The sequence below is a fragment of the Mycobacterium sp. genome (assembly GCF_049608025.1).
Taxonomy (GTDB): Bacteria; Actinomycetota; Actinomycetes; order Mycobacteriales; family Mycobacteriaceae; genus Mycobacterium.
Map to the genome: position 1 here is coordinate 1 of NZ_JBMYXC010000044.1, position 12,933 is coordinate 12,933.

The 12,933-nt window shown below is 65.5% G+C and carries 8 protein-coding genes and 2 pseudogenes; 4 read left to right on the plus strand and 6 right to left on the minus strand.

The window, feature by feature from the left end; genetic code table 11:
• The 3 genes and pseudogenes from ACPGXI_RS13675 to ACPGXI_RS13685 all read right to left on the minus strand — a co-directional run.
• Nucleotides 1-238: pseudogene (locus tag ACPGXI_RS13675) on the minus strand (alpha/beta hydrolase); the annotation flags it as partial.
• Between the two features lie 247 nt (nt 239-485).
• Nucleotides 486-2,129, minus strand: a pseudogene (fadD12, locus tag ACPGXI_RS13680) (acyl-CoA ligase FadD12); the annotation flags it as partial.
• A gap of 14 nt (nt 2,130-2,143) precedes the next feature.
• Complete coding sequence (locus tag ACPGXI_RS13685; protein ID WP_526653786.1) at nt 2,144-2,887, minus strand: 1-acyl-sn-glycerol-3-phosphate acyltransferase; 744 nt, start codon at nt 2,885-2,887, stop codon at nt 2,144-2,146.
• 215 nt (nt 2,888-3,102) lie between these two features.
• Between ACPGXI_RS13685 and gntH the strand changes: the two genes are divergently transcribed.
• The 3 genes from gntH to ACPGXI_RS13700 all read left to right on the plus strand — a co-directional run bounded on the left by gntH (nt 3,103) and on the right by ACPGXI_RS13700 (nt 7,532).
• Nucleotides 3,103-4,557 carry a guanitoxin biosynthesis MBL fold metallo-hydrolase GntH gene (gene gntH / locus ACPGXI_RS13690; RefSeq protein WP_526653756.1) on the plus strand — a complete coding sequence of 485 codons (1,455 nt, stop codon included), beginning with the start codon at nt 3,103-3,105 and terminating at the stop codon, nt 4,555-4,557.
• Entirely contained in the window at nt 4,544-5,572 is a 1,029-nt protein-coding gene (locus tag ACPGXI_RS13695) for a CobW family GTP-binding protein (RefSeq protein ID WP_526653758.1), read from the plus strand. Before gntH ends, ACPGXI_RS13695 begins: the two co-directional genes overlap by 14 nt.
• Nucleotides 5,573-5,696: 124 nt before the next feature.
• Nucleotides 5,697-7,532: an acyl-CoA dehydrogenase C-terminal domain-containing protein gene (locus tag ACPGXI_RS13700; protein ID WP_526653760.1), complete on the plus strand. Its 1,836-nt coding sequence runs from the start codon at nt 5,697-5,699 to the stop codon at nt 7,530-7,532.
• A gap of 40 nt (nt 7,533-7,572) precedes the next feature.
• Here the strand turns inward: ACPGXI_RS13700 and ACPGXI_RS13705 are convergent, their stop codons facing one another.
• Nucleotides 7,573-9,078, minus strand: coding sequence for an aldehyde dehydrogenase (locus ACPGXI_RS13705; RefSeq protein ID WP_526653762.1), 1,506 nt, complete (start codon nt 9,076-9,078; stop codon nt 7,573-7,575).
• 54 nt (nt 9,079-9,132) lie between these two features.
• Nucleotides 9,133-9,909 carry a class I SAM-dependent methyltransferase gene (locus ACPGXI_RS13710; RefSeq protein ID WP_526653764.1) on the minus strand — a complete coding sequence of 259 codons (777 nt, stop codon included), beginning with the start codon at nt 9,907-9,909 and terminating at the stop codon, nt 9,133-9,135.
• 59 nt (nt 9,910-9,968) lie between these two features.
• Between ACPGXI_RS13710 and ACPGXI_RS13715 the strand changes: the two genes are divergently transcribed.
• Nucleotides 9,969-11,156, plus strand: a complete 1,188-nt coding sequence (locus tag ACPGXI_RS13715; RefSeq protein ID WP_526653766.1) for a glycosyltransferase family 4 protein — start codon at nt 9,969-9,971, stop codon at nt 11,154-11,156.
• Between the two features lie 54 nt (nt 11,157-11,210).
• Here the strand turns inward: ACPGXI_RS13715 and ACPGXI_RS13720 are convergent, their stop codons facing one another.
• Nucleotides 11,211-12,914, minus strand: a complete 1,704-nt coding sequence (locus tag ACPGXI_RS13720; RefSeq protein ID WP_526653768.1) for an MmpA family trehalose lipid delivery protein — start codon at nt 12,912-12,914, stop codon at nt 11,211-11,213.
• Nucleotides 12,915-12,933: the final 19 nt, after the last annotated feature.

The following is a 12,933-nucleotide window of genomic DNA, read 5'->3' on the forward strand; positions in this document are numbered from 1 at the left end:
CGAGCGCGGTGATCAGCAGCGCGATCCGCCCGCGCGGCCCCCTGAAATCGCCGCGGATGCCGCGGCGTACCGCATCCAACATGGAGCCCGCCATGTACAGCGGCGACATCTCGGAGGTGGGCCACCCGAACGCGAAGACCGGGAGCGTCGGATAGCCCTCGCGGGCCAGCGGGCGTGCACCGTTGGCGGCGTTGGCTAGTTCAGCAATCGCGCGCAGCAACGGGCGGGGTTTAGCCATTGCGCGGCGTCTTCTTCTGCGCCTTTCTCACCGGCTGCGTCTTCTTGGTTGGCTGGGCTTTTTTGGCCGGCTGGGCCTTCGTCGCTGGTTGCGCCTTCTTGGCCGGTTGGGCTTTCTTGGCCTGCTGCGTCTTCTTGCTTGGTTGCGTCTTTTTGGTTGGCTGGGCCTTCTTGGCCGGTGGGGCTTTTTTGGCCGATTGTGTCTTTTTGGCCGGCTGGGATTTTTTGGCCGGCTGGGCCTTTCTGGCCCGGCCCTGTAACTCTTTGCGCGAGATCTTGCCGGTGATGCTGCGGGGGAGTTCATCGAGCAGGGTCACGGCCCGCGGCACCTTGTAGTTCGCCAGCGTTTCGCGAACATGCTGCTTGAGTGTGTCCGGTGTGGCCGAAGCTCCGGGAGTGAGCACGACGAAGGCCTCGAGACGCTGGCCGTACTTGCTGTCGTCGACCCCGAGCACGCTGGCCTCAGCCACATCGGGGTGGGTGGCCAGTGTTTTCTCCACCTCGATCGGGTAGATGTTCTCTCCGCCGGAGACGATCATCTCGTCGTCACGTCCGACTACGAACAGCCGTCCGTCCTCATCGAGATAGCCGACGTCCCCCGACGACATGAAGCCCTCGTGGAAGTCCTTCGTCTGCCCAGAGGTGTAGCCGTCGAACTGGGTGGAGTTGCGGACGTAGATGCTGCCGACCTCGCCGGTAGGAACCTCGTTGAACTCGGCATCGAAGACCAAAATCTCGGTGTCGCCGGCGGGTCTACCCGCAGTGTCGGGCGCAGCGCGCAGGTCGCGGGGTGTGGCGGTGGCAATCATGCCGGCTTCGGTGGCGTTGTAATTGTTGTAGATGATGTCGCCGAAACGGTCCATGAACTCGATGACGACGTCAGGGCGCATCCGCGACCCGGAGGCCGAGGCGAAGCGCAGGGAGCCGCCGCTGTATTTGTCTAGGACCTCTTCAGGCAGTTCGATGATGCGGTCGAACATCACTGGCACGACGCATAGCCCGGTGGCCCGGTGCCGATCGATGAGATCGAGGGTGGCTTCGGGATCGAACTTGCGACGCGTGATGATCGTGCAGGCCATGGATGCCGCGAAGGCGAGTTGTGAGAACCCCCAGGCGTGAAACACCGGCGCGGCAATGACGACGGATTGATCTGTTCGCCAGGGGGTTTGGTCGAGAATTGTCTTGAAGGCGCCCAGATCACCGCCGGAGTGTTTGGCGCCCTTCGGTGTCCCGGTGGTGCCCGATGTCAGCAGGATCGTGTTACTTCGCGTGCTGGCGCGCTCCGGCTCCTGCCCGTCGTGGTCGGCGATCATCTGTTCGACGGTCAGCAACGATTCTGGGAGCGATTCCGGGGCGTCGGCCCACGCGACGATGCGGGTAGCAGCAGGCATGTCGGCAAGCGCGCGGTCGACCGTCTTGGTGAACTCCTCGTCGTAGATCACCGCGACCGACTTCGCTTGGCCGTCTTCGCTACCCTCGCGCTTCAACACCTCAGCGAGCGCCGGCCCGGCGAACGAGGTGTTCAGCAGCAGCAGGTCCGCGCCGATCCGATTGGCAGCGATCAATGCGTCGATGAATCCGCGATGATTGCGGGCCATCAGGGCGATGATGTCGGGCTGGCCGTCGGGCAGAGCCTGCAGTGCGGCGGCGAATGCATCTGCGCGCCGGTCGATCTGCCGCCAGGTCAGGATGCCGATCTCGTCGACCAGGCCGGCCCGGTCTGGGCAGCGCTGTGCCGACGCGGCGAACCCCGAGGTGATGGCCATGTTCTCGCGCTGCATCGCCGTGCCGATACGCAGGTACTTGTCCGGGCGCATCGGCGCGATGATGCCGGCGCGCAGCATCGTCGACAGCAGGCCGAAAGTGTTGGTGAGCGGGTCAGTGATTGCCATTTTCCAGCTCCTGCTCAGCCCAGCACCGGAAGGCGACGTTCATCGGCCAACTCGTCGAGGGCCCGCTGCATCACCCGTCGGACGTGCGCGTCGACCTCATCGATGTCTGGGTCCTGGCCGAACTCCTCGATGATGTCGATCGGAGGTAGCGCTTTCATCGTTATTTTGGCCGGCAGCGGCACGTTGACCGGAAGCACGACCGAAAGGCCGAACGGGAACCCAAACGACACCGGCAGGATCTTGGCGCGGAACAGCCGCGCGATGGGACCCAGCGCCTTGGCCACGTCGGTTCCGCGGGTCAGGAACAGTTGACTCTCCTGGCCGCCGATCCCAACCGTGGGCACGATGGGAACGCCCGCGTTGATGGCGGCTCGCACATAACCGGTCCGGCCGTCGAAGTCGATCTTGTTGGCGTTCAGCGAGGGGCGGTAGACGTCGTAGTCGCCGCCGGGGAAGACAACGACGACACCACCCGAGCGCAGCGCCTCGTCCGCGTTCTTGTGGTTGGCGGGGATGAATCCAGCTTTCTTGAAGAAAGCTCCCGTTGGACCGAACATGATCATGTCGTGGCTCAGCGTGTACACCGGCCGGTCGAAGCCGAACTCCTCGTAGAAGCCGGAGGCGAAGACCGGAATGTCCATCGCGAACATGCCGCCGGAGTGGTTGGCCACCACCAGGGCGCCGCCGGCCGGGAAGGTGTCCAGCCCGCGCACCTCGGCGCGGTGATAGCCCTTCAGGAACGGCTTGAGCAAGCTCATCACCCGCCCGGTGAGCACCGGATCCCACTTGGCGATCTCGGACGGCGCGATCTCGGACGGCGCGCTTTCGGACGGGTCGATATCTGGCGAGCTCAACGTGGCCCCTTCGGTATCGACGTTCAGCGGGTTCTGGTCGAGATTCTAATCAGGGCGGACGGCCGGTAAGTGGGCTTATGGCAAGTACTACCCCGCTGGATCGAAGAATTTCAGTACCGGTGGCAAGCCGTCAAGATCGGCTACGGGATCGAGCCCAGACCGTCATCAAAGGCGCGGTGATCGAGCGTAGGTCCATGCTGGCGTTGGTCGAGTCGGCCGTGAATGCCGACTCAGAGCCAGTTCCGGTTGTGGATATCGAGTCGGTGGTGACTCTGATTTACTCCACAGCCATGACTGCGATGCCGACCAATCCATACGGCGGAGGCCCGGGCACCGGGATCAGCCTGCCTGATTACTTCAAGCCGACCCCCTCGGTGCAGAGCCGTAACCAGTACTTCCCCGGCACCGAAGAGCTCGGTCCTGATGAGATGCGGATCTCGTTCGTGGGTTCGACGCCGTTCCCGCCGCGGCGGGATCAGGCCGGGACGTCGATCATGGTCGAGTTGGGCAACGGGGAACGGCTGTTCTTCGACTTCGGTCCCGGCTGCCTGCGCAACATCATCTCGATGCAGGTGCCACAGCAAGAAGTCAACGACATCTTTATCAGCCACCTTCACGTCGACCACTACCACGATCTTTCTTACCTCCTTCCGTTCTCCGCGTGGTCGGGCCGCTATACCCCGCTTCGGGTCCACGGTCCGTCGGGCCGGACACCCGAACTGGGTACCCAGGGAATGGTCGACGGGATGAAGCAGATGCTGCGGTGGCACCTGGAGGCTTTCGACCACTTCCCGATCGGGGATGGCTACGAAGTCGACGTGAACGAGTTCGACTGGAAAGACGAGAACGGCGTCTGCTTTGACCGCAACGGCGCTCAGGTCAGGCATTGGCGGCGCTCACACGCGAAGGACGGTGCGAGCGCGTACCGACTTGATTGGAATGGACTCAGCTTCGTCTGGACCGGTGACGGTCGACCCGACGAACTCACCGCCAAGTACGCCGAGGGTGTTGACGTGTTCGTCACGGAATGCCAGACCGACACCGCGAGACTGATCCAGCAGAAATACGGAGTGCCCGAATGGCTCTTTGACTACACGATCGACACCCATCACACCCCGCACTATGCGGCCGGCTACTTGATGAAGCAGGTCAACCCCCGAATCGGCATGGTGACTCACATCGAGTTCGAAGAGGACCTGATCGCCGAGACCGTCGCTGGCATCCGGGCACATTGGGACGGGTTCCTGGCGTTCGGAGCCCCCGATGTGGTGACCGTCAATGTGACCTCGGAGGCGATCTGGATCCGCAAGGCAGTACTGCCGGGGCTGACCGGATCAAGGATTCCTGATTTCCGAAAGGTGTTGGGTACCAAGGATATTCCAGACGAACTGGACCTTCCGCGTCCTCGCCTGCCGCGCGAAGAGCAGCAGGAGCAGCTCAGCCGGGATCTGGAGATCGATCCGCACAAGTACTACCCGCCGGATGTGTACAAGGAGCCGCTGGTCCAGCTCCCTGAGCCGCTGACGATGCCCATACGGCAGATGATGGAGAACTTCGGGTATGACGTCGACTGACGCGCACGACACCGAGGTGTCGTCGGTGGCTCGTCAGATTGCGGAGGAAGATCCTGTACCCGTAACGGTGCTCACCGGTTTCCTGGGAGCGGGGAAGACCACCTTGCTCAATCGCATCCTAACCGGCGACCATGGCCGCAAGATCGCAGTGCTCGTCAACGATTTCGGTGAGATCAACATCGACGCGGATCTCGTCGTGGGCGTGGATGAGGAGATGGTCTCGCTGGCCAACGGGTGCGTCTGCTGCGAGGTGCGCGACGATCTGGTGGCCGCGACGATCGCCCTGCTGGAACGCGACATCAAGCCGGACCACATCGTGCTCGAAGCCAGCGGTGTGGCCGAGCCGATGAGCCTGGCCATGACGTTCTCCCAGGAGATGTTCGCCGCGCGGCTCCGGCTCGACGGGATCATCACGGTGCTCGACTGCGAGCAGTTCCTGGATATCCCAGATCTGATGGAACACAAGCTGCGTCAGATCGTGTGCGCGGATATGGTGCTGCTGAACAAGACCGACCTGGTTTCCTCAGAACGGCTCAACGACGTACAGGCGTGGATCAACAACAGGGCACATCGCATCCGTTACGTCCCTGCCACCTACGGCGATGCACCGCTGGACGTGCTCCTCGGCATCGGTAGAACTGACGGCGCCAGTTTGGTGGACGGCGCAAGTTTGGTGGACGGCGTCGAACGCGGCGCCAGTGACGAGCACACTCACCGCGCGCAATTCGCCACGGCCAGCTTCAGCACCACAGAGCCCATGGACCCGCAACGCTTGATGAGCGTGGCAAAGGGGCTACCCGGGAGCGTCTACCGGATGAAGGGCGTGGTGGCGAGCTCAGCCGAACCCCATCGTCGCTGCATCCTGCAAGCCGTCGGGCGACGGGTGTCGATCACCCCGGACGCGCCCTGGGGTCAGACAACTCCGTCCACTCGGATCGTCATGATCGGGGCGAATAACATGCCGGTCGACGACGTCGTCATCCAATTGCAGGGCTGTAAGACCAACCTGGTTTGAGACCAGGGGGCGTTCCCCGCCGAAACTGACAGGCTTGATCCGACCGGCGAACGGCCGCGGCGTCGTAGGCTGTGAGCAAAACCGCAGCAACGGCGAGATTTTCCAGCTGGACGGAAGGCGCCTCATGGGCCACTACAGGAGCAACGTTCGCGACCTCGAGTTCAATCTCTTCGAGGTTCTTGCACTGGAGAAGGTTCTTGCGACGGGCGCCTTCGGTGACCTCGACGCCGACTCGGTGCGCCAGATGCTCGACGAGGCTGCCAAATTGGCCGAGGGGCCGTTGGCGGAAGCGTTCGCCGACACCGACCGCGACCCACCGACATTCGATCCCGCAACCCATACTGTGAGCATTCCCGAATCCTTCAAGAAGGCTCTCCGGATCTGGCACGACGGGGATTGGTTCCGCGTCGCCATGGCAGAGGACATCGGCGGGGTGCCGGCGCCCTCGATGGTCGAGTGGGCGATCAACGAGTTCGCTCTCGGCGCTCAGCCGGCCGCGTTCATGTACCTCGCGGGTCCGAAGATGGCGGACGTCGTCTACGCCATCGGCAATGAGCAGCAGCGGCACTGGGCGTCGCTGATGATCGAACGAAACTGGGCGGCGACGATGGTCCTCACCGAACCCGACGCCGGCTCGGACGTCGGCGCAGGCCGCACCAAGGCGATTCCGCAGCCCGACGGCACCTGGCACATCGACGGCGTCAAACGATTCATCACCAACGGTGACACCGACGATGTGTTCGAAAACATCGTGCACCTGGTTCTGGCGAGGCCGGAGGGTGCGGGCCCGGGCACCAAGGGCCTCAGCCTGTTCCTGGTGCCGAAGTTCCACTTCGATCCAGAGTCTGGTGCGCCCGGTGAGCGCAACGGTGTCTTCGTTACCGGTCTCGAGCACAAGATGGGGCTGAAAGCCTCGGCGACCTGTGAACTGACGTTCGGCCAGCACGGCCCGCCGGCCGTGGGGTGGCTCATCAATGACGCCCATAATGGCATCGCGCAGATGTTCAGGGTGATCGAATATGCGCGAATGATGGTGGGCACCAAGGCAATCGCGACGCTCTCTACCGGTTACCTCAACGCACTCGACTATGCGCGGACCCGGGTGCAGGGCGCCGACATGACGCAGATGACCGACAAAGCCGCGCCGCGGGTGTCGATCATCCACCACCCCGACGTACGCCGGGCGCTGCTTACCCAGAAGGCCTACGCCGAGGGTCTGCGCGCACTGTATCTCTACACCGCCGCGCATCAGGACGTGGCGGTCGCCGAGATCGTCTCCGGCGCGGACGCCGCGATGGCGGGCCGAGTCAACGATCTGCTCCTACCGGTCGTCAAGGGCGTGGGCTCCGAGCGTGCCTATCAGTGTCTGACAGAGTCGCTGCAGACCTTCGGCGGATCGGGGTTCCTGCAGGACTATCCGATCGAGCAGTACATCCGCGACGCCAAGATCGACTCGCTCTACGAGGGCACCACCGCGATCCAGGCGCAGGACTTCTTCTTCCGCAAGATCGCTCGGGATCAGGGCGGGGCACTGATGCACGTGGTCACCCAACTTCGGCAGTTCCTCGAGGCCGGCTCGCCCGATCCAGAACTCGCCGAGGGCCGGGCATTGCTGACCACTGCGGTCGAAGACGTGGAGAAAATGGTCACCACGATGACCGGGTTCCTCCTCGATTCGCAGAAGAACCCCCGCGAGCTGTATCGGCTTGGCCTGGAATCCGTCCCGTTCCTCCTCGCGGTCGGTGACCTGCTCATAGGCTGGCTGCTGTTGTGGCAGGCCGAGGTCGCTCTGGCAGCTTTGAACGGCGGAGCAGACGAACGTGACCGCCATTTCTACGCTGGAAAGGTCGCAGCGGCGCAGTTCTTCGCCAAGAACGTCCTGCCGCGGCTGACGGCGCAGAGCGCGATCCTGACCGCGGCTGACCTCACTGCCATGGAGTTGTCCGAAGACGGTTTCTGATCTGAGCCGACGTGTCCGCGCGGGCTGAGCTTCAGTCGGCTCAGGTGGGCGGCGTGTAGCCGAACGGCAGCAGGATGCTCTTGGATTCGCAGTACGCGTCGATGCCCTCGGGGCCGTTCTCACGGCCGATGCCGGAGTTCTTGTAGCCCCCGAACGGTGCGCCCGGGTCGAACGCGTACATGTTGACCGCATAGGTGCCGGTCCGGATTCTGCGCGCGATCTGCAGCGCCTTGTCGTTGTCGGTCGTGTACACGCTGCCGGCCAGGCCGTAGGCCGAGTCGTTGGCGATGCGCACCGCGTCGTCCTCGTCCTCGTAGGCGATGACTGCGAGCACGGGGCCGAAGATCTCCTCCTGGGCGATGGTCATCGCGTTGTCGACGTCGGCGAACACCGTCGGCTGGACGAACCAACCACTGTCCAGCCCCTCGGGTCGCCCGCCCCCGGTGACGACCCGTGCGCCTTCCTCGACACCCTTACTGATGTAGCCCTCGACGCGTTCCCGTTGCTTCTCGCTGACCAACGGGCCGACCATGGCAGCGGGGTCGTCGGGCAAGCCGATCGGCATCGCGGCGACGGCCGCGGACAACTTCTCGACCACCTCGTCGTAGCGGGATCGTGGTGCCAGGATCCGGGTCTGTCCGACACAGGCTTGCCCGCTGTTCATCAGGCCCGAGAACACCAGCATCGGCAGGGTCGAGTCCAGGTCTGCGTCTTCGAGAATGATGGCCGCCGACTTGCCGCCCAACTCCAGCGTGCACGGTTTGAGCTTCTCGGCGGCCAGCTTGCCGATCTCCTTGCCGACCACCGAACTGCCGGTGAAGGTGAACTTGTCCACCTCCGGATTGGCCGTTAGAGCTCGTCCGGTTTCCATGCCGCCGGGCACGATCGAGAGCACGCCTTCGGGAAGCCCGGCCTCGGCGAACATCTCCGCCATCGCGAAGACCGACAGCGGGGTCTCGGCCGCCGGTTTGAGCACGACGGTGCAGCCGGCCAGCAGTGCGGGCCCGAGTTTGTTGGCGGCCAGGAAGAATGGCACGTTCCACGCCGTGACAGCGCCCACGACGCCGACCGGCTCCTTGACCACGAGGGTTTGGCCGTAGATGCCGTCCCGGATCTCCTGCCAGGGGAACTTGTCGGCGGTACCGACGAAATAGTTGAACGCCGATATGGAAGCGCCGTACTGCATCATGTCGACGATCGTCGGCGGCTGGCCGGTTTCGGCCGCCAGCAGGAATTTCAGCTCATCGCCGCGCTCTTCCATGATCTTGACAGCGCGGCCCAGAATCTCGGCGCGCCCGGCCGGAGACATCTGCGGCCACGGACCTTCCTCGAAGGCCCTGCGTGCGACCTGGCACGCGGCGTCGACGTCGGCTGCCGAGGCAAGCGGCACCCTGCCGACCAGTTCGCCGGTGGCCGGGGAGCGCACCTCAATCACATCTGAGGTGGTCGGCTCGACCCACCTGCCGCCGATGAAGAGCTTGTCCCACTCCGAAGTGAACCCCTCCGACGTGAACCCAGTGGACGTGCTCGCGGTGCTCTGTGTCATGAGCGCCACAGTACCGACCTCGAGGCAAAACGAGAACCTGTTGCAGTCCGACGGTCAGTGGCGCCCGGACGGCTGAAGGACCACCACCAGATTGCTCACCGTGAATTCCCGCAACATCGGCACCTTGGTCAGTCCCCAAGCCCATCGTGGGTGGTAGCGGGGGAATGCGGCGACCAGAGCGCCGGTGCTCGCGGCCCATTTCAGACCGTCGGACGCCGACACCGCGAACAACGACGAGCCGTAGTCGTTCTTGGCTCGGTGGCCGTGCTTGCGGGCGTATCGTTCGGCGGCCCGGCGGCCGCCGAGGTAGTGCGTCAGCCCCATCTCGTGCCCGCCGAAGGGCCCCAGCCAGACGGTGTAGGACAGCACGGCCAGACCGCCGGGCCGGGTGACCCGCAGCATCTCATCGGCCAATCGCCACGGCTCAGCGACGTGTTCGACGACGTTGGACGACAGACAGATATCGACACTGGCATCGGCGAACGGCAGCGCGGTGCCCGAAGCCCTGACGAATACCCCTGCGGGGCAATGCCGTCGAGGTGCGGCGGCGTGCATCTCGCCAGGGTCCGGTTCGACACCGATGTAACGGAGGCCGGCACCGGTGAACGCCGACGCGAAGTAGCCGGGGCCACCGCCGACATCCAGCACGTGCAGACCCGTTGTTGCGGAGCCGTTGACCGAAGCCCACAGGGCCGTGACCATCTGCACGGTGTCGGCGGCGAGCGCGCCGTAGAACCGGTCCGGGTCACTCTGCTCGAATCGGAACTCCGCCAGCAGGCGCAGCGACCGCGACAGCGTCGCCTGCCGCGCCCAAAGCCCCAAAGTCGTCATCGGGGCCACCTTAGGACGCGCTGGGTGCGATGGTCGCCCTCCGACTAGTCTGAACCGCGATGTCTGCCGCCCCGACCCACCCGTGCGCCGAATCCGCCCGGGTCCGATCGGTTCTGCTGCTGTGCTGGCGCGACACCGGTCACCCACAGGGCGGCGGCAGCGAGACCTACCTGCAGCGCATCGGCGCGCAACTAGCTCAGTCCGGGATCCGCGTCACCCTGCGAACCGCCCGCTACCCCGGCTCCGCGCGGCGTGAGGTGCTCGACGGCGTCCAGATTCAGCGCGTCGGCGGGCGCTACTCGGTATACGTGTGGGCCGGGCTGGCGATGGCTGCGGCCATGATCGGTCTGGGCCCGCTGCGCCGCGCACGTCCTGACGTTGTCGTCGACACCCAGAACGGCCTGCCATTCCTGGCCCGGTTGGTGTACCGCAGGAGGGTGGTCGTGCTGGTGCATCACTGCCACCGCCAGCAGTGGCCGGTGGCAGGCCGGTTGATGGGCCGCATCGGCTGGTTCGTGGAATCTCAGGTGTCACCGCGCCTGCATCGGCGGAACCAGTACGTCACGGTGTCGCTGCCCTCGGCGCGGGATCTCACCCTGCTCGGAGTGGACGCCGGCCGCGTCGCCATCGTTCGCAATGGGATCGACGCGGCTCCCGGCGGCACCCTGACCATGCCGCGGTCGGAGACGCCGCGGGTGGTGGTGCTGTCCCGGTTGGTGCCGCACAAGCAGATCGAGGACGCGCTCGAGGCGGTGGCCCAACTACGCGCGCGGATTCCGGACTTACACCTGGACGTACTGGGAGGCGGTTGGTGGGCGCAGCGGCTCCTCGCGCACGCCAAGAGGCTCGACATCTCCGGCGCGGTGACCTTCCATGGCCACGTTGATGATGACACCAAGCATTCGGTGCTGCAGAGCAGTTGGGTGCAGGTGCTGCCCTCCCGCAAGGAAGGATGGGGCCTGGCCGTCGTCGAGGCCGGACAGCACGGGGTGCCCACCATCGGTTACCGGTCCTCCGGTGGTCTGTCGGACTCCATTGTCGATGGGGTCACCGGGTTGCTCGTTGCCGACTACAAAGGCCTGGTGGACGGACTCGATCGGGTGCTGTCCGACGAGATCATGCGCGAGCAGTTGGGCGCCAAAGCCCAGGTGCGCAGCGGTGAGTTCTCCTGGGAGCAGAGCGCTGACGCGATGCGGGTGGTACTGGATTCGGTGCACGCCGGCAGCCTGAGCAGCGGCGTGATCTGACTCAACGCCGTGCGCGAGAATCACCCACCTGCTGGTGGCGTGTCGCCGGCCGGACTAGGGGTTCGTGCCGGCTTTGTGCGCAGCCTGAACCGGCCGCCGGCGCAGCCAGGGCAGCAGCATCCCGACGAGGCCGCAACCCAGTAGACCCAGCCACATCGCGTGCGCTGCGAGCATTGCGGTTCGGTGTGGGGCCCGCGGCGTCTGCCCGCCCACGGAGTAGACGGTGATGTCTTTGTCGCGGTAACTCACCGGCAGCGCCAGGCCAGGATCGGGACCTTCGACAACGACCCAGCCCACACCTGCGGCGGCAAGCTGCCCCCGATCCGCCCCGGAGACCAGCAACCGCTGAATCTCGCGGGCGCGGGAACCTTCGCCGAGCACGGTGCGCCCGGCGACGGTCAGATCACCGGTGCTGAACACCTCGGCACGCACCCATCGGGGCAACGGATCGAGAACCGGGGCGTCGCCAGCCCACTCGAACCGGCGCATGGTGTCTACCGGCAACACCGCGACCGGTCGGGGGTCGGCATTGATGACCGCGGCCGCGATCGTCCAGCCTGCGGGGTACCGCACAGGTGACACCCGGCCGCCGACTCCCCAGGCCAGGTCGGGCATCGTCGTCACCAGCGCCGCGCAGCAGACCGCCGCCGTGGCCGCCGCAGGGATGCGCGGGCGCAGTGTGATCACCGCAGCAGCCCCGGCCAGGGTGTAAGCGGGCACCGCCAACGCCACCCACTTCTGGCCGTCGCGCAGCACGCCCAACCCCGGCACCGCGGTGGTCACCGTCTCCAGCAGTGCCAGACCCGGACCGGTTGCCATCAGGGCCGGCCCCACGATGGCCGCCGCAGCGACGACGAGCAACGGCACGGCGCCCCTTCGACGGCTCAGCAACGGGACCCCCACCGCAACTATGGCCAGCAGGGCGGCTGCCGAGACTAGCGCGAAAAGCGTTGTCCGCGAAGCAGGTACCGCTTCGGCGTTCCAGATTCCACCGAGACTGGCCAGGCTCCCGAGGGTGCCCAGTCCGGGCTCTGCACGCGCTGCGAACGCCGTCACCCCTGACGCATTGGCGGTTTCCGCCCATTCACCCGCGACGGCAGCGGCGACCAGCCAGGGCAGCGCAGCAGTTGTCGCGGCAGCCAGGCTCACCACCGCGCAGAAGGTCCGCGACCGGCCCTCACCCGGCGCCAATCCGGTCGCTAACGCAATCACGACCGCCAGCAGCAGCCCGGTGGGAGTCAGACCAGCCAGCGCGATCCAGAACAGCAATGGCCAAACCGGGGGCGGCGCAAGCTCGCGCCCGGTGCTTCCACGCCCGTTCCCGGTACGCAAAGCCAGCACCGACGCCGCCACCCAGGGCAGGCAGCCGTAGCCCACCAGCAAGCTCCAGTGCCCCTGCAGAAGCCGCTCTGCGACATAGGGATTCCAGATCGCGATGGTCACGGCGACCCACTGGCCGGGGATTCCGGCGTCGGGCAGCACGGCGGCCGTCAGTCGCGCCGCCCCCCAGCCGGCCAACCACAGGCTGATCATCAGAAGTGCCTTGACCACCAGGCCGCCATCCAGGAGCGCAGACGCCAGCGCCACGGCGTAATCCTGCGGCACCGCCCGTGGCGCGGCCTGGGACAGCCCGAGCGCAGAATCGGACAGATAGGACCGTGGCGTGGACACCGCGTCGCGTAACAGGAGATAACCCGGGGAGAACAACGGCGCCATGACCGTCAGGGTCAGCACCAACGCATAGATCGGCGCCGCCACCGAGCGCGCCCGAACGGGC